A 16,646-nucleotide genomic window follows, 5' to 3' on the forward strand; every position below is an offset into this window, starting at 1 on the left:
GCTCACTCCGTCCGGAAGGGAGGGGCGCCGGACACGTCCTGGCCCGTGTGGGCGGCGTGCCAGACTCGGTCGGGCAGCAGCGGCATGTCGATGTTGCGCACACCCGTGGGCCGCAACGCGTCCATGACGGCGTTGACGTAGGCCGCCGGCCCGCCGACCGCCGCGCACTCACCGACGCCCTTGGCGCCGATCGGGTGGTGCGGCGACGGCGTGACGACCTCGTGCAGCTCGAAGCCCGGGGTCTCCCACGCTGTCGGCAGCAGGTAGTCCATGTAGTTGGCGCCCACCAGGTTTCCGTCGACGTCGTAGGTCTGGAACTGCATGTTCGAGATGGCGTAGGCCTCGGTGAGCCCGCCCATGATCTGGCCCTCGACGATCATCGGGTTGATCCGGACGCCGCAGTCGTCGACTCCGACGAACCGCAGCACGTCCCACACCCCGGTCTCGGGATCGACCTCGACCGTCGCGATGTAGCACGCGAACGGCCAGGTCAGGTTGGGTGGGTCGTAGTAGGCGTTGTTCTCCAGGCCGGGCTCCATGCCGTCGGGCATGTTGGAGTACGCGGCCATCGCGCACTCCTGGATCGTGACGCCGCGGCTCTCGGCGCCGCGTACGAAGAACCGGCCGAGCTCCCACTCGACGTCCTCCTCCGACACCTCCAGCAGGTGCGCGGCGAGCTTGCGCGCCTTGGCCCGGATCTTGCGAGCCACCATCGCGGTGGCCGCGCCGGCGACAGGGGTCGACCGGGAGGCGTAGGTGCCCATGCCGAACGGCGTGTGGTCGGTGTCGCCGTGCTCGACGACGATGTCGGTCGCCGGGATGCCGAGCTCGTGGGTGACGATCTGGGCGAACGTCGTCTCGTGGCCCTGGCCCTGTGTCTGCGCGCCGATCTTGAGCACGGCCTTGCCCGTCGGGTGCACCCGCAGCTCTGCGGAGTCGAACATCTTGATGCCGAGGATGTCGTACTCGCGGCTGTTGCCGGCTCCGAGCGGCTCGGTCATCGTCGAGATCCCGATGCCCAGCAGCCGGCCCTGCTTGCGGGCCTCGGCCTGCTCGACGAGGAAGTCGTCGTAGCCGATCGCGTCGAGCCCGACCTGCAGGCACTTGAGGTACTGCCCGGAGTCGGTGAGGAACCCGAACGGCGTCCGGTACGGGAACTGGTCGTCGCGGACGAGGTTACGGCGCCGGAACTCCGCCTGGTCCATGCCCAGGTCGTCGGCGGCGGCCTGCATCATCCGTTCCTGGAAGAACATCGCCTCGGTGACGCGGAACGAGCACCGGTAGGCGACGCCGCCCGGCGCCTTGTTCGTGTACATGCCCTGCGCCGTGATGTGCCCGACGGGCACGTCGTAGCAGGCGAACGACGAGTGCACGAGCCCGATCTTGAACTTGGTGGGCTGGGCGTCGGCGTAGAAGGCCCCCTGGTCGGTGGTGGCGTGGTAGCGGACGGCGAGGATCTTGCCGTCGTTCGTGAGTGCCATCTCCGAGTCGAGGTACATGTCGCGGCCGAACCCGGTCGATGACAGGTTGCCGGTGTTGTCCTCGATCCACTTGACCGGTTTCGCGGTGAGGATCGAACAGAGGATCGCGCACACGTAGCCGGGGTAGACGGGCACCTTGTTGCCGAACCCGCCACCGACGTCGGGGGAGATGATCCGGATCAGGTGCTCGGGCAGCTCGGCGATCAGCGCGACGGCCGCCCGCACGATGTGCGGGGCCTGGCTGGTCAGGTAGACGGTGAGTTTGCCGGTGGCGTTGTTGAAGTCCGCGACCGCGCCGCAGTTCTCGATCGGCGAGGGGTGGCTGCGCGGGTAGTGCAGGCGGAGTTTCGAGACGACGTCGGCCTGCGCGAACGCGGCGTCGGTCCCGTCCTTGTCACCCACCTCCCACTGGTAGGCGACGTTGTCGGCCTGGCCCGCCTTGTCGTCGCGGATCAGCGGTGCGCCCGGCGCGACGGCCTGCTCCGGGTTGACGATCGGGGGCAGGGCCTCGTACTCGACGACGATGGCGTCGCACGCGTCCTTGGCGATGTAGGGGTCCTCGGCGACGACGCACGCGACCTCCTGGCCCTGGAAGCGCACCTTGTCGGTGGCGAGGACGGCCTGGGTGTCGTAGGACAGCGTCGGCATCCAGGCCAGGTTGCGCTGCGCGGCCATCTCGCCGGTCAGCACCAGCTTGACACCCGGGATCGCCCACGCGGCACTGGTGTCGATCGACTTGATCCGGGCGTGCGCGAGGGGGCTGCGCAGGATCTCCATGTGCAGCATGCCCGGCAACGTCACGTCCTCGACGTAGTTGCCGCGGCCACGGATGAACCGGGCGTCCTCGACACGGGGCCGGCTCGACCCGAGCCCTCCGATCTTGACCTCGTCGAGCGCCTGGGAGCCGGTCGCCGGCTCAGCTGTCGCCGTCACTGGGCCTCCTTCTCGGCCGCCCACCGGACGGCCTTCACGATGTTCTGGTAGCCGGTGCAGCGGCACAGGTTGCCGGACAGACCCCAGCGGATCTCGTCCTCGGACGGGTCGGGGTTGCGATTCAGCAGGGCGCGGGCGGCCAGCATCATGCCGGGGGTGCAGAACCCGCACTGCAGCCCGTGTTCGGCGACGAAGCCCTCCTGCACCGGGTCGAGCTCGCTCGGCGTGCCCAGACCCTCGACGGTCGTGACCTCGTGGCCGTCGGCCTGGACGGCGAGCATCGTGCAGGACTTCACGGGCGCACCGTCGTAGAGGACGGTGCACGCGCCGCAGTTGGTGGTGTCGCACCCGACGTGGGTGCCGGTGAGGGCGAGGCCCTGGCGCAGCAGGTGCGCGAGCAGCAGCCGCGGCTCGACCTCCGCGACGCGGCGTTCGCCGTTGACGGTCACGGTGATGCGCCGGGTGGGCGCCCCGGTGTCGGATGTGGTGTCGACCGGTTCGGTGGCGGTCACGGGACTCCTCCTCAGGCCGCTGCGCCCGCGGGCGCGCGTTCGGCGGTCAGGATGCGGCGCACGAACGTCGCCACGACGTGGCGCTTGTAGTCGGCGGTGCCGCGGTGGTCGGTGCGGGGCCGGGCGACGGCGGCCGCGAGCTCGGCGGCTCGCTCGACGACGTCGGGCTCCAGCGACGACCCCAGGAGCGCCTGCTGGGCGTCGACCGCGGCGATCGTCGCGGGGCCGACGCCGGTGAGCGCGATGCCCGCGCGCACGACCCGTCCCCCGTCGGACTCGAGCGCGACGGCGACGCCCGCTGTGGCGAAGTCCCCGACGCGGCGCTCCAGCTTCAGGTACGAGCCCGACCGCGTGCCCTGAGCCGCGGGCACGACCGCCTCGACAGCGATCTCGTCCTGCTCCAGGGCGTTCTGGAACGTGCCGACGACGAACTCGCCGACCGGGATGGTGCGCAGTCCCCGCGGACTCGCCGCGACGACCGCGCCGTCGAGCGCGAGCATCACCGACGCCCAGTCGCCCTGGGGATCGGCGTGGCACAGCGACCCGACGAGCGTCCCGCGGGTGCGGACGATCGGGTCGGCGACGAGCGGTGCCGCGGCGGCCATCGTCGGCTGCGCGCCCGGCAGGATCGCCGAGTGCTCCAGGTCGACGTGGCGACACAGCGCGCCCACCCGCAGCCCGCCGCCCGGGACCTCCTGGTGGTAGGCCAGGCCCTGCACGCCGTTGATGTCGACGAGGACGCCCGGCGCGGCGAAGCGCAGTTTCATCATCGGGACGAGGCTCTGGCCGCCGGCCAGGATCTTGGCCTCGTCACCGTGCTCGGCGAGCAGCGCGAGCGCCTCGTCGAGGGTGCGGGGCGCTTCGTAACGGAACCGTGACGGATACATCAGGAATCCTCCAGCAGGTGCCGCGGGGCCGACTCCGGCGGCCGCGGCGGCTCGACGATCGCGACGGGGAGCGGCTCGTCGTCGGGGTCGGGACGAGGTTCCTGGTGGGGCGGCCACGGCCCGGCGACGGGCTTGCCCGCCGTGCGCAGCCAGCCGACCATGCCGGGGAACGCCCAGATCGTCGGGCTGCCGCTGTCCTTCGGCGCGTGCTCGAAGAGCTCGAACATCCGCCCGGTTCTCCCGCCGGGACTGCTCGGCGGAGGATCGTTGGTCATCATCGACTCACATTCCTCTTGGTCGCGGGCACGTGTGGGACATCACGGCCGCGTGGTGCCGGAATGCTCCACCTGTCGCAATGGAGGTGCACCCCTGCCCTAAGCGAAGCCTTAAGTGGGGTTTGGACGTATCGGCGCGGGGCGGCCACGATGGGGCGGACCACGACGGTCGGGAGAGGAGGTCGGTGGTGCAGGTACCGGCGTTCTTCGAGTACCAGCGTGCGACGAGCGTCGAGCACGTCGTCACGTTGCTCGAACGGTTCGGGCCCGAGGCCCGGATCGTGGCGGGCGGGCACAGCCTGATCCCGATGATGAAGCTGCGGCTCGCCCAGCCGGAGCTGCTCGTCGACGTCAACGACCTGCACGAGCTGGCGGGGATCACCGTCGACGGCTCGGTGGACGCCGGGCATCTGCGGATCGGTGCGCTGACCCGCCACGCCGAGCTGCTCGCCAGCTCCGTCGCGGGCGAGCACTTTCCGATCCTGCACGACGCCGAGCGGGTCATCGCCGATCCCGTTGTGCGCAACCGCGGCACGATCGGCGGCTCGGTGTGCCAGGCCGACCCGTCGGAGGACCTGTCCGGGGTGTTCACGGCGTTGCGCGCCGTCGCGGTGATCCGGGGGGCCGACGGCGATCGGACCGTCCCGATGCGGGAGTTCTTCCACGGTCCCTACGAGACCGCGGTGCGGCCCGCGGAGATCCTCGTCGAGCTGCGGGTGCCGCTGCGGACGGGCGCCGGCAGCGCCTACGTCAAGGTCGACCGGCGCGCGGGGGACTGGGCTGTCGCTGCGGCCGGGGCCGTCGTCTCGCTGGGGCCCGGCGGTGTCGTCGACGAGGTCGGCATCGGACTCACGGCCGTCGGCGACGCCGACTTCACCGCCGTCGAGGCCGAGGACCTGCTACGCGGCCGGGTCGCCGACGAGGACGCCTTCGCCGCGGCGGGGGCCGTCGCGGCAGAGCACTGCCGGCCGACGGCCGACCAGCGCGGGCCCGTCGACTACAAGCGCCACCTCGCGGGCGAGCTCACCGTCCGCGCACTGCGCGACGCTGTGGCCCGCGCCCGTCGCGGCAGGTCCGCCGGGTGAGGGTGGGGGTGACCGTGAACGGGGTGGAGCACGTGCGTGACGTCGAGCCGCGGCTGCTGCTCGTGCACCTGCTGCGTGACGAGCTGCGCCTCACCGGGACGCACTGGGGCTGCGACACGTCCAACTGCGGGGCCTGCACCGTCTGGATGGACGGGCTTCCGGTGAAGTCGTGCACCGTGCTGGCGGTGATGGCCGACGGCCGCAGCGTCCGCACCGTCGAGGACCTCGAAGGGCCGTTCGGGCTCGACCAGGTGCAGCAGTCGTTCATGGACTGCCACGGCCTGCAGTGCGGCTTCTGCACCCCCGGGATGCTCATGACCGCGCGCAAGCTGCTCGACGACAACCCCGACCCCACCGACACCGAGATCCGCGAGGCCATCTCCGGCCAGATCTGCCGGTGCACGGGCTACCGCAACATCGTCGCGGCCATCCGGCACGCCGCCGACGCCGAAGCCGCCGGCCGGGGGGACACGTGACCGGCACCCTCGACGCGTGCGCGGGGCCAGGCTTCGGCCCGGTCCCGCGCAAGGAGGACGGACGCTTCGTCCGCGGCCGCGGACGGTTCGTCGACGACATCGCACTGCCCGGCATGCTGCACGGCGCGGTCCTGCGGAGCCCCTACGCGCACGCGCGGATCCGGTCGGTCGACGTCACCGCGGCCGAGTCGCACCCGAAGGTCCGCGCCGTGATCACCGGCGAGACCCTCGCTGCGCGGGGCATGGCGTGGATGCCGACGTTCTCCCACGACGTCGCCGCCGTCCTGGCCACCGACAAGGTCCGCTACCAGGGCCAGGAGGTGGCGTTCGTCGTCGCCGAGGACCGCTACGCCGCCCGCGACGCCCTCGCGCTGATCGACGTCGACTACGAGCCGCTGCCACCGGTGGTGGACGCGCGCCTCGCCCTCGCCCTCGACGCCCCCGTGATCCGGGACGACCTCGCGGACCGGACCGACAATCACGTCTTCGACTGGGAGACCGGCGACCCGGATGCCACCGCGGCGCTGTTCGCCCGGGCCGCGCACGTCTCGGAGTGCGACCTCGTCTACCCCCGCGTGCATCCGGCGCCGCTGGAGACGTGCGGGACCGTGGCCGACTTCGACCGCATCTCCGGCAAGCTCACCGTCCACGCCACCGCGCAGGCCCCGCACGCCCACCGGATGCTCTACGCCCGGATCGCCGGGATCCCCGAGCACCACATCCGGATCATCGCCCCGGACATCGGCGGCGGTTTCGGCAACAAGGTCGGCATGTACCCCGGCTACCTGTGCGCCGTCGTCGGCTCGATCATGACCGGGGCGCCGGTGAAGTGGGTCGAGGACCGCTCCGAGAACCTGATGAGCACGTCGTTCGCGCGTGACTTCCACATGCACGGCGAGATCGCCGCCGACGCCGACGGCCACATTCTCGCCCTCCGCGTGTCCGTGCTCGCCGACCACGGCGCCTTCAACGCGACGGCCCAGCCGTCGAAGTTCCCGGCCGGGTTCTTCGGCGTCTTCACCGGCTCCTACGACATCGCCGCCGCGCACTGCCGGGTCACCGGCGTCTACACCAACAAGGCACCCGGCGGGGTGGCCTACGCCTGCAGCTTCCGCGTCACCGAGGCCGTCTACCTGGTCGAACGCCTCGTCGACGTGCTCGCCCACGACACCGGCCGCGATCCCGCCGAGCTGCGGATGGCCAACCTGCTCACCCCCGACCGGTTCCCGTTCCGCAGCGCCACCGGCTGGGAGTACGACTCCGGCGACTACCCGCGCGCGCTGCGCACCGCGCTCGACACCGCCGGCTACGCCGGGATCCGCGCCGAGCAGGCCGCGCGCCGGGCGTCGTTCGAGAAGACGGGGAAGGGCCCGCTCACCGGGATCGGGATGAGCGTGTTCACCGAGGCCGTCGGTGCCGGTCCGCGCCGGCTCATGGACATCATGGGGCTGGGCATGGCCGACGGCGCCGAGCTGCGGGTGCACCCCACCGGCACCGCGGTGCTGCGGCTGTCGTGCATGAGCCAGGGACAGGGCCACGAGACGACGTTCGCCCAGATCGTCTCCCACGAGCTGGGCCTGCCCGTCGACGCCGTGGACGTCGTCCAGGGCGACACCGACAACACCCCGTTCGGCCTGGGCACCTACGGCTCCCGTTCGACGCCCGTCTCCGGGGCCGCGGCGTCGGTCGCGGCCCGCAAGGTGCGCGAGCAGGCCCGTCAGGTCGCGGCCGTCCTGCTGGAGGTCGCGGCCGACGACCTGCGCTGGGACGCGGGCCCCGGCTCCGCCGAGGGCGGGAGCTTCAGCGTCGCGGGTGTCCCCGGGGTCTCGGTGAGCCTGCGCGAGATCGCGATGGCCGCCCACGGCGGGCTCGACCTGCCCGAGGGGGTGGAGGGCCAGCTCGCGGCGACGACGGTCTACAACCCGCCGAACCTCACGTTCCCCTTCGGCGCCTACGTCTGCGTCGTCGACGTCGACCCCGGCACCGGGGAGGTCGACGTGCGCCGGTTCGTCGCCGTCGACGACTGCGGGGTGCGGATCAACCCGATGATCGTCGAGGGCCAGATCCACGGCGGCCTTGCCGACGGCGTCGGCATGGCGCTGATGGAGCTCGTCGCGTTCGACGACGACGGCAACCACCTCTCCGCGTCGTTCATGGACTACCTGCTGCCCACGGCGATGGAGTGCCCCCCGTGGGAGCTCGCGGCGACGGTCACGCCGTCGCCGCACCACCCGCTGGGCGCCAAGGGCGTCGGCGAGTCGGCGACCGTCGGGTCCCCGCCCGCGGTCGTCAACGCCGTGCTCGACGCCATCGGCGTCCGCCACGCGGACATGCCGCTGACCCCGGCCCACGTCTGGCGAGCCCTCCAGGGCCGCCCCATCCGTCCCGACATCGCGATCAGGTGAGGCGAGAGATGACCACTGCCGAGCTGCGCGCCCACGCCGACCGGCTGCACCGCGACCGGGTTCCGTACGTACTGGCGACGGTCGTCCGCGCCGAGCGGCCCACCAGCGCCAAACCCGGCGACAGCGCGCTCGTGCTGCCCGACGGGTCGATCGACGGCTTCGTCGGCGGGGTGTGCGCCGAGTCGACCGTCCGGCTCGAGGGGCTGCGGCTGCTCGCGTCGGGGGAGTCGGAGCTGCTCCGGGTCACCCCCGAGGCGGCGGACGCCGTCGCGCCCGAGGGGGTGCGGGTCGTCGAGAACCCGTGCCTGTCCGGGGGCACGCTGGAGATCTTCCTGGAGGCGGTCATCCCGCCGGTGCTCGTCCGGGTGTTCGGCGACTCGCCGATCGCGCGGGCGATCGCGCAGGTCGGCACCGCGCTCGACCTCGACGTGCAGAACGACGTCGACGCCGCGCTCCCGGTCGCGCCCGACACGACGGCCGTCGTCGTCGCGGCGCACGGGCGCGACGAGGTGCCGGTGCTGCGTGCCGCCCTCGCGGCGCGGGTGCCCTACGTCGCGCTGGTGGCGAGCCCGCGCCGATCGGCCGCGGTGCTCGCCGAGCTCGACGTCGCCGACGACGAGCGCGCCCGAATCCACGCCCCCGCGGGTCTGGACATCGGGGCCCGCACACCGCACGAGATCGCGCTCTCGATCTACGCCGAGATCGTCGCCCAGCGGCCCCGCGCCGACGCCGCGCGTCCCGCGGAGCCACCGGTGTCGGCCGCCCCCGCGGAGGCGCTCGACCCGGTGTGCGGCATGACCGTCGCGGTCAGCCCGGCGAGCCTGTCGCTCTCGCACGAGGGCGTCGCGTGGTACTTCTGCGGGTCGGGCTGCCGGGAGGCCTTCCGCGACGCCCCGCAGCGCTACCTCGCCACGCCCCGCCCCTGACGGCCCGCGGCAGCGCCGCTACCGTCCGGTCGGGGCCGACGGTTGCGTCGTCGGGGCGGGCAGGTGCCGACCGCACGCCGCCTCGAACGCGTCGAGGTCGAGGGCCGGACCGCCCAGCGGTGTCGGGGCCTCGCGGCGGGTGCACAGCCCGTCCAGCAACAGGTGCAGGTAGCGGCGCCAGACCTGCGGGTCCGCCGCCTCGGCGAACGCCGCGACCTGGACGAGCATCACCTGCACCGCGGCGAAGTCGGTCAGCTCGACGTCGGGGCGCAGCACCCCGGCGTCGATCGCGCGCCGCACGCCCTGCTCGACGAGCGGCAGGATCTCGGCGCGCCGCGACCGGAACGACTCGAGGTCGCCGATCTCGCCGAAGATCACGTCCTTGAGGCCGTGGTCCTCGATCTGCATGGCCACCAGCGACTCCAGCGCCGCGCAGAGCCCCGCCCACGGGTCGGGATCGGCGACGGCGTCCTTGACGCAGGCCACCACCTGGTCGAGGCGCTCGTCGAACAGCGCCTCGACCAGCGCGGTCTTGTCGGGGAAGCGGCGGTACACCGTCCCGGTACCGACGCCCGCGTGCCGCGCGATCTCGTCGAGGCCCGCCTCCAGCCCGCGGCGCGCGAACACCTCGCGCGCCGCCGCCAGGATGCGGACGCGGTTGCGCTCGGCGTCGGCGCGCAACGGCCGCGCCGGTGCGGCGGCCTGCTCGTCGGCCGCCGCACCGGTCTGCTGCTCGGTGGTCGTCATCCTCGACTCCCGTGTGCTGACGTGGATCCCGCCGGGGGCAGCGTCAGTGCATCATGACGGGCGCGCCGGTGCCGGCCTCGTCGTCCTCCTCGAGCGGTTCGGGCTTGCGCTTGGGCAGCAGCGCCAGCGCGACGACGAACGCGACGGCGACGAACGCGAGCGCCCACCAGAACGTCTGGCCGAACGCGGTCGCCTGGATCCCGAGGACCTGGGCCTGCACCTCGGGCGGCAGCGCGGCCAGCGCGGCCGGGTCGGCGGCGCCGGCCGCGGCCGGGCCGAACGCCTCGGTGAACTTGTTGGTCGCGATGACGTAGAGGATGACCGTCATCAGCGCGGTGCCGATCGAGGCGCCGACCTGCTGGGTGATGTTCAGCGTCGTGCTCGCGTTGGCGATCGAGCGGCGGCGCAGCGTCTGCAGGGCGCCGGTGAACGTCGGCATCATCGTGAAGCCCATGCCGACACCCATCACGAACAGGGCGATGCCCAGGTGCCAGTACGACGTGTCGGCCTGCAGCCCCGTCAGCCACCAGAACGAGCCGCCGATGATCGCCAGGCCGACCGGGACGATGCGGCCGACACCGGTGCGGTCGGCCAGCTGGCCGGCGATCGGCATCGCGAGCATGGCGCCGATGCCCTGCGGCGCGAGCAGCAGGCCGGTGTCGAGCGCGGTCTCGAAGCGGACCGTCTGCAGGTAGATGGGCAGCAGCAGCATGCCGCCGAACACTGCGATGATCATCAGAATCATCGTGACGATCGAGGCCGAGAACACCTTGTTGGCGAACAGCCGCAGGTCGATCAGCGGCTGCGGGGTGCGCAGGGCGTGCCACACGAAGCCGACGAGCAGGACCGCGCCGACGGCCATCGGAGCGATGACCTGCGCGTGGCCGAAGCCGTGCTGCGAGCCGTACTCCGCGAAGCCGTAGATCAGCAGCGCGAGGCCGGGGGAGAGCAGCGCCAGCCCCAGGAGGTCGAGCTTGCCGGCGATGCCCTTGCCGTCGCGCGGCAGGATCCGCGCGGCCAGCAGCAGCCCGATGACACCGATCGGCAGGTTGATGAAGAAGATCCAGCGCCACGAGAAGCTGTCGACGAGCCAGCCGCCGAGGATCGGGCCGCAGATCGGGCCGAGCAGCATCGGCACGCCGATGATCGACATCACGCGGCCGACGCGGTGCGGGCCGGCGGCGCGGGTCAGGATCGTCATGCCGACGGGCATGAGCATGCCGCCGCCCAGACCCTGCAGGACGCGGAAGACCAGCAGCGACGTGATGTCCCACGCGAGGCCGGCGAGCACGGAGCCCGTGACGAACAGCGCGATCGAGATCATGTAGATCCGCTTGGTGCCGAACCGGTCGCCGGCCCAGGCCGTGAGCGGGATGACGGTGGCCAGCGCCAGGGTGTAGCCGGTGGCGATCCACTGGATCGTGGTCAGCTCGACGCCGAAGTCGCGCTGCAGCGTCGGGATGGCGACGCTGACCACGGTGACGTCGAGGATCGACATGATCGCGCCGATCACGACGACGGCGGCGATGGCGAGCACCCCGCGGTCGAGCTTGTCCGAACCCGCCTCCGGGGCGGCCGCGGGAGCCGCGGGAGTCGGGTCCTCGGGCAGTGCGCTCTGCCCGGAGTCAGGGGTGGTCGACATGGTCTCCTCTTAAGCGGAAGGACTCTCTCCGGATGGACCGTAGCGGGATCGGGTGATGCGCGGCCAACCGGTTTTCGGTGGCCTCGATCACGCTTCGACGATGCAGCCGTCGCGAGCGGGTACAGGATCGGGCTCGGGTGAGCCGGACGTGGCCGGCCGGTCACGCAGGGCGACTGCGGCGACGACGGCGATCAGCGCGGCGACGACGGCGGCGACGCCCGAGGTCAGCTGCAGTCCGGCCACGAACGAGGCACGCGCCGTCGCGAGCAGCGCCTCGGCCGTCGGTCCCGGCAGCCCGCCTGCCACGGCGACGGCGCCGCCGAGGGTGTCGCGGGCCGCGGCGGCGGCGTCGGCGGGCAGCCCCACCGGCAGCCCCGACGCCACGCCCGCACGGTAGAGGGCGGCACCGACACTTCCGAGGGCCGCGATGCCCAGCGCGCCGCCGAGCTCTGCCGCCGTCTCCGAGACCCCCGACGCCGCACCGGCCTTCTCCGCGGGCGCCGACCCGACGACCAGCTCCGTCGTCAGGCCGAAGACCGGACCCATGCCGACCGCCACGACCACCGAGGCCACGACCAGCACCGTCAGGCCGTGGTCGACGGCGACGAGGGTGAGCAGGCCCAGGCCCACCGCGGCACCCGCCAGGCCGACCGCGACGACCGTCGCGGGCCGGAACCGGGCGACGACGCGCGGCCCCGCCTGCGATGCGATCACGAACGCGACCGCCGACGGCAGCGACCACAGTCCCGCCACCAGCGGCGACAGCCCGACGACGAGCTGCAGGTACTGCCCGACGAACAGGAAGTAGCCGACCATCACGAAGATCGCCGTGAAGTTGACGACGAGGGCGCTGCGGAACGTGCGGATGCCGAACAACCGCACGTCGATCATCGGGTCGGCGAGGCGGCGCTGCCGCCGCGTCCACAGCACCCCGACGACCACGCCGCCGACGACCGCCGCCGACGAGGTCACCGTCACGCCGTCCTGGACGAGCTGCTTGACCCCGTAGACGACCGCGAGCAGCGCGGTGACCGACATGCCGACACTGAGCAGGTCCAGCCGGCCGGCGCCCGGGTCGCGGTACTCGGGCAGCACCTTCGGGCCGAGCACGAGCAGCGCGCCCATCACCGGAAGGGTCAGCAGGAACACCGCGCCCCACCAGAACCGCTCCAGCACGAGGCCGCCCAGTACCGGGCCGACGGCGCTGCCCGCGGAGAACGCGCCGATCCAGATGCCGACGGCCCGCGAGCGCTGCCGCGGGTCGGGGAACATCGCGAAGATCAGCGACAGCGTCGACGGCGCCACCGTCGCGCCCGCGAGGCCCAGCAGCGCGCGGCTGACGATCAGCATCTCCGGTGTCGTCGAGAACGCGGCGAGGACCGAGACGGCGCCGAACGCGGCGGCGCCGACGAGCAGCAGCCGGCGCCGGCCGATCCGGTCGCCGAGGGTGCCCATCGTGACGAGCGCACCGGCCACCATGAAGCCGTAGACGTCGATGATCCACAGCAGCTGGGTGCTGCTGGGGCGCAGGTCCTCGCTCAGCCGGGGCACCGCGAGGTGCAGCACGGTGAGGTCCATGACGTAGAGCAGGCAGGCCAGCGACAGCACCGCCAGGCCGATCCACTCGCGCCGGCCGGCGCGGCGTGGCGCTGTCGGGGCGTCCGGGGTGGTGTGCATGGCGGCGGTCCTTCGGAGCGGGCGACGGTGTCACCAGCTCTGACGCCCCCCGCCCCCGCAACTCATCGCCCCGGCCGGCACCGGTTCGCCGGCGCCCCGTGGTCAGTGGCCCCGCGCGGTGCGGCGCAACGTCAGCAGCTGCTCGTGGAAGCCGCCGATGCGGCGCTCCCGGTCGACGAGGTGCACCTCGAGGATCCAGTGGCACCGCCGGCCGGACCTGTCGGTGCGCCGCATGGGGTTCGGGTTGCCCGGAGCGATGTAGCTCTCGATCCGCGCACCGTCGACGAGCTCGTGCGGGAACTCGCCGACGAGGTGCCCGCTGTGCGCGCCGCCGAACTCCCAGCCGGCCTCGGTGGCCAGTTGGCAGACGTGCGCGTACAGCTCGGCCCCGGTGACGTCGGGACGGTCGTCGAACCACGCGGCCGCGGCGTCGAAGATCCGCGGGAGGTCGTCGCGCAGGCGGTGTTTCACGGGGTCGTCGCCGAGGACGTAGGTGCGGCCGAAGTCGGCCTCCCACTCGGCGAAGATCGGCCCGAGGTCGAGGAAGACGATGTCGTCGTCGGTGAGGGTGCGGTCCGGCGGGTTCGCCCGGTAGGGCGCCAACGTGTTCAGACCCGAGCGCACGACGCGCTTGTGCCAGTGCCTGCCGACGCCGAACAGGTCGGCGGCGAGGTCGCGCACCCGGTCGCTCACGACGGACTCCGCCACGCCGGGCTCGATCAGGCCGCGGCGGGCGACCTCGTCGAACAGCTGCTCGGCCTTGTCCTCCGCGGCGACCAGCTCGGCCGCGCGGACGTCCTCGTCGATCCCGCTCACGCCCCGAGTCTAGGGACGCGGGCCCGGTCCGCGGCTCACGCGGGCAGGTCCAGCAGGCCCGCGACGACGCCGTCGAGCTGCTGTGCCGTGACGTGCGGGGGCAGCACGGTGTCGGGTACCCGGCCCTCCAGGCGCAGCGCCAGCCCGCCGAGCAGGCCCGCTGACATCGCGCCGTGCACGTCCCACGAGTGCACCGCGACCAGCGCCGTCGCCGCGGGGTCCGAGCCGACCTGCGCGCACGCCCACTCGTACACCCGGGCGGGCGGCTTGAACGAGCCCAGCACCTCGCAGGAGTGCACCCCGGCGAGCAGGTCGCGGGCCCCGGCCGCGGTCAGCGCGCTCTCGGCCGCCGCGGCCGAGCCGTGGGTGAACGCGTGGGCGGGGACGCCGGCGTCGGCGAGCAGCCGCAGCGCGGGCAGCAGGTCAGGCTGGGCGGGCAGCGTCGCGAAGCCGTCGAGGACGTGCCCGACCTGCGCGTCGGTGAGATCGACCCCGGAGGTGCGGCGCAACATGTCCGCGGCGACCGCGCGGAACGGGGGCGCCCCGCCGGCGAGGGTCATCGCCATGCCCTGGTGGATCAGCCGCGCGAAGAAGAGGTCGACGTCCGAGGCCGGACGGCCGATCGCGGCGAACCGTTCCGCCAGTCCCTCGAGCTGCAGGCACGTCTCGAAGACGTCGAAGAGCACGAGCTCGGGGCGGCGCGCGGGTGCGGGTGAGGAGGTCATGCCCCGATCCTGCACCGCGCGCCGTCCACGGGTCGTGCGGTACCGCCGCGGTGCACGGGAGCGCTCCCATCACCGCGTGCGGACGCAGGCGCGCGCCGCGCCCGGCGGCGAGCATCGGGGGATGGAGCAACGATCGCAGGTCGTCCTCGTCACCGGCGCCGCGCGCGGGATCGGCCTCGCGCTCGCGCGCGGCTTCCTCGCGGCGGGCGACGCCGTCGTCGCGGCCGACCGGGACTGGGCCGGGGCGCCGGGGGCGGCGGCCGAGCTGGAGTCGGCGGGGAACGCGCTGGTCACCGGGATCGACATCACCGACGCCGTGGCCGTCGACGCCGCCGTCGGTGCCGCGCTGGACCGGTACGGCCGGCTGGACGTGTGCGTCAACAACGTCGCGCTGCGCCAGCGCGACCTGTTCCGCGGACCTCGCGCCCGACCGGATCGCGGTCAACGTCGTCTTCCCGGGCCCGACGCGCACGACCGGGTCCGACGAGATGGCCACCGCCCGCGCGGCGACGGGGTTCGTCAACGAACCGATGCTGCGTCCCGAGCACGTCGTGCCGGCAACCGTGCACCTGGCTGCGTCCCGTCCGCCCAGCGGCGTCACCGGCTGCGCCGTGCTGGCCCCGGACTGGAACGCGCGCAACGGCTTCGGCGACGAGACCCGCTGGCTCGCCGCCGAGCCCGCCCGGGGTGACCGCAGCTAGACGACGCCCGCGGCCTTCAGCTGCGCGATCCGCTCGTCGGACATCCCGCCGAACGAGCGCAGCAGCATCTCGGTGTGCTCGCCCACCCGTGGCGCGACCCCGCGCGCGTCGGCCGGCGTGAGGCCCAGCTTGATCGGCGTGCCGAGCATCCGCAGCTCGCCGAGCCCCGGGTACTCCACGTCGACGATCATGTCGCGGGCCGCGGTGTGCGGGTCGGCGACGATCTCGTCGACGGTCTTGATCGCCGACAGCGGGACGTGGTCGGCGGCCATCTCCTCGAGCTCGGCCTTCGTCCGCCCGGCGAACCAGCCCCGCAGCAGCGGGTGCACGCGCTCCTCGTAGACCGTCGCGTCGAACCGCTTGGCCATGGTGTCGATCTCGGGGTCGTCCGCGAGCTCGGGCTGCCCGAACATCGCGCAGGTCAGCCGCCAGAACTTGTCGGTGTAGCCGCCGAAGAAGACGTACCCGTCGGCACACGGGTAGAGCTCGTAGGGCCGGACGAAGGGGTGCGCGTTGCCCAGCGGCGAGGCGATCTTCTTCTCGACGGTGTAGGACACCACCGAACTCTCCGTCAGCGTCATGACCGAGTCCTGCTGGGAGACGTCGACGAGCTGGCCCTCACCGGTGTGCTCGGCGTGTCGCAGCGCGGCGAGGGTGCCGATCACGGCGTACATCGTCGCGGCCATGTCGCCGATGATCGTGCCGACCCGCACCGGCGGGCGGTCCGGGTAGCCGTTCTGCGCCCACAGCCCGCCGGTCGCCTGCGCGCTGTTGTCGTAGGCGGGCCGGCGCCGGTAGGGACCGGTCTGCCCGTAGCCGGAGATGGCGGTGTAGACCAGCCGCGGGTTGACCGCACGCAGGTTCGCCTCGCCGACACCGAGCTTGTCCATCACGCCCGCGCGGAAGTTCTCGACGAGGACGTCGGAGCGGGCGACGAGCTCGCGCAGCACCTCCTTGCCCTCCTCCGAGGACAGGTCGAGGGTCAGTCCGAGCTTGTGCCGGTTGTACTGCGCGAAGTAGGCGCTGAACCGGGAGTCCTCGTCGTCGGCGTTGCCGACGAACGGCGGGAAGTCCCGCGCGTAGTCGGGCTCCTTGGGGTTCTCGATCTTGATGACGGTGGCGCCGAGATCGGCCAGGATCATCGAGCAGAACGGACCCGCGACGACGCGCGTGATGTCGAGCACCACGACTCCCGACAACGGCCGGCGGCTGTTCGCCGAATCCGGATCGGTTGCGCTGCTGTCCATCCTGCCTCCGCTCAGCTCGTGATTTCCGACCTGACGACCGGGTCACCGTACGGGCGGGCGCGGAGCCGGGAGTATGGGTGATCCGCCCATAGCTCCACGCCTTCAGGTGGG

The 16,646-nt window shown here is 72.7% G+C and carries 15 protein-coding genes; 5 read left to right on the forward strand and 10 right to left on the reverse strand.

Annotated elements, in window-relative coordinates:
• Positions 1-2: 2 nt before the first annotated feature.
• Genes PSED_RS13380 through PSED_RS13395 form a run of 4 tightly spaced genes read right to left on the reverse strand, consistent with a single transcriptional unit; the run spans position 3 to position 4,040 of the window.
• Complete coding sequence (locus tag PSED_RS13380; protein ID WP_013674779.1) at positions 3-2,414, reverse strand: aerobic carbon-monoxide dehydrogenase large subunit; 2,412 nt, start codon at positions 2,412-2,414, stop codon at positions 3-5.
• Complete coding sequence (locus PSED_RS13385) at positions 2,411-2,926, reverse strand: (2Fe-2S)-binding protein (RefSeq protein WP_013674780.1); 516 nt, start codon at positions 2,924-2,926, stop codon at positions 2,411-2,413. The genes PSED_RS13380 and PSED_RS13385 overlap by 4 nt, the downstream gene beginning before the upstream one ends.
• A gap of 11 nt (positions 2,927-2,937) precedes the next feature.
• The gene (locus PSED_RS13390; protein ID WP_013674781.1) at positions 2,938-3,813 is read right to left on the reverse strand and encodes an FAD binding domain-containing protein; all 876 of its coding nucleotides are present in this window, start codon (positions 3,811-3,813) and stop codon (positions 2,938-2,940) included.
• Complete coding sequence (locus PSED_RS13395; protein ID WP_041759619.1) at positions 3,813-4,040, reverse strand: hypothetical protein; 228 nt, start codon at positions 4,038-4,040, stop codon at positions 3,813-3,815. Before PSED_RS13395 ends, PSED_RS13390 begins: the two co-directional genes overlap by 1 nt.
• Positions 4,041-4,276: 236 nt before the next feature.
• On the opposite strand from PSED_RS13395, the gene PSED_RS13400 reads away from it, so the two are divergent.
• From PSED_RS13400 to PSED_RS13415, 4 genes are read left to right on the forward strand one after another with little or no spacing between them, the layout of a single operon-like run.
• A complete protein-coding gene (locus tag PSED_RS13400; RefSeq protein WP_013674783.1) occupies positions 4,277-5,173 on the forward strand; it encodes an FAD binding domain-containing protein in 897 nt (298 codons plus the stop codon).
• Complete coding sequence (locus PSED_RS13405) at positions 5,170-5,649, forward strand: (2Fe-2S)-binding protein (protein ID WP_041759621.1); 480 nt, start codon at positions 5,170-5,172, stop codon at positions 5,647-5,649. The genes PSED_RS13400 and PSED_RS13405 overlap by 4 nt, the downstream gene beginning before the upstream one ends.
• On the forward strand, positions 5,646-8,054 hold the full coding sequence (locus tag PSED_RS13410) for an aerobic carbon-monoxide dehydrogenase large subunit (protein ID WP_013674785.1): 2,409 nt from the start codon (positions 5,646-5,648) through the stop codon (positions 8,052-8,054). Before PSED_RS13405 ends, PSED_RS13410 begins: the two co-directional genes overlap by 4 nt.
• 8 nt (positions 8,055-8,062) lie before the next feature.
• Positions 8,063-8,980 carry an XdhC family protein gene (locus PSED_RS13415; RefSeq protein ID WP_013674786.1) on the forward strand — a complete coding sequence of 306 codons (918 nt, stop codon included), beginning with the start codon at positions 8,063-8,065 and terminating at the stop codon, positions 8,978-8,980.
• Positions 8,981-8,998: 18 nt separating this feature from the next.
• Here PSED_RS13415 and PSED_RS13420 read toward each other — a convergent pair whose 3' ends face one another.
• From PSED_RS13420 to PSED_RS13440, 5 genes are all read right to left on the reverse strand, one after another.
• Positions 8,999-9,727, reverse strand: a complete 729-nt coding sequence (locus tag PSED_RS13420; RefSeq protein ID WP_013674787.1) for a TetR/AcrR family transcriptional regulator — start codon at positions 9,725-9,727, stop codon at positions 8,999-9,001.
• A 43-nt stretch (positions 9,728-9,770) separates the two neighbouring features.
• Positions 9,771-11,369 carry a DHA2 family efflux MFS transporter permease subunit gene (locus PSED_RS13425; protein ID WP_013674788.1) on the reverse strand — a complete coding sequence of 533 codons (1,599 nt, stop codon included), beginning with the start codon at positions 11,367-11,369 and terminating at the stop codon, positions 9,771-9,773.
• Between the two features lie 87 nt (positions 11,370-11,456).
• A complete protein-coding gene (locus PSED_RS13430) occupies positions 11,457-13,046 on the reverse strand; it encodes an MFS transporter (RefSeq protein WP_013674789.1) in 1,590 nt (529 codons plus the stop codon).
• A gap of 102 nt (positions 13,047-13,148) precedes the next feature.
• Positions 13,149-13,862: a M24 family metallopeptidase gene (locus PSED_RS13435; protein ID WP_013674790.1), complete on the reverse strand. Its 714-nt coding sequence runs from the start codon at positions 13,860-13,862 to the stop codon at positions 13,149-13,151.
• 35 nt (positions 13,863-13,897) lie between these two features.
• Positions 13,898-14,587: an HAD family hydrolase gene (locus PSED_RS13440; RefSeq protein ID WP_013674791.1), complete on the reverse strand. Its 690-nt coding sequence runs from the start codon at positions 14,585-14,587 to the stop codon at positions 13,898-13,900.
• 121 nt (positions 14,588-14,708) lie between these two features.
• Between PSED_RS13440 and PSED_RS35645 the strand changes: the two genes are divergently transcribed.
• Positions 14,709-15,278: an SDR family NAD(P)-dependent oxidoreductase gene (locus tag PSED_RS35645; protein ID WP_158511310.1), complete on the forward strand. Its 570-nt coding sequence runs from the start codon at positions 14,709-14,711 to the stop codon at positions 15,276-15,278.
• 6 nt (positions 15,279-15,284) lie between these two features.
• On the opposite strand, the gene PSED_RS13450 is transcribed toward PSED_RS35645, so the two are convergent.
• The gene (locus PSED_RS13450) at positions 15,285-16,535 is read right to left on the reverse strand and encodes a CaiB/BaiF CoA transferase family protein (RefSeq protein WP_013674792.1); all 1,251 of its coding nucleotides are present in this window, start codon (positions 16,533-16,535) and stop codon (positions 15,285-15,287) included.
• Between the last annotated feature and the right edge of the window lie 111 nt (positions 16,536-16,646).

This window comes from Pseudonocardia benzenivorans CB1190 (genome assembly GCF_000196675.2).
GTDB lineage: Bacteria > Actinomycetota > Actinomycetes > Mycobacteriales > Pseudonocardiaceae > Pseudonocardia > Pseudonocardia benzenivorans.

Coding starts and splice junctions, on each gene's coding strand:
- PSED_RS13390 (WP_013674781.1), bottom strand. CDS start 3,813: ATGTATCCGTCACGGTTCCGTTACGAAGCGCCCCGCACCCTCGACGAG.
- PSED_RS13395 (WP_041759619.1), bottom strand. CDS start 4,040: ATGTTCGAGCTCTTCGAGCACGCGCCGAAGGACAGCGGCAGCCCGACG.
- PSED_RS13415 (WP_013674786.1), top strand. CDS start 8,063: ATGACCACTGCCGAGCTGCGCGCCCACGCCGACCGGCTGCACCGCGAC.
- PSED_RS13420 (WP_013674787.1), bottom strand. CDS start 9,727: ATGACGACCACCGAGCAGCAGACCGGTGCGGCGGCCGACGAGCAGGCC.
- PSED_RS13425 (WP_013674788.1), bottom strand. CDS start 11,369: ATGTCGACCACCCCTGACTCCGGGCAGAGCGCACTGCCCGAGGACCCG.
- PSED_RS13430 (WP_013674789.1), bottom strand. CDS start 13,046: ATGCACACCACCCCGGACGCCCCGACAGCGCCACGCCGCGCCGGCCGG.
- PSED_RS13440 (WP_013674791.1), bottom strand. CDS start 14,587: ATGACCTCCTCACCCGCACCCGCGCGCCGCCCCGAGCTCGTGCTCTTC.
- PSED_RS35645 (WP_158511310.1), top strand. CDS start 14,709: ATGGAGCAACGATCGCAGGTCGTCCTCGTCACCGGCGCCGCGCGCGGG.
- PSED_RS13450 (WP_013674792.1), bottom strand. CDS start 16,535: ATGGACAGCAGCGCAACCGATCCGGATTCGGCGAACAGCCGCCGGCCG.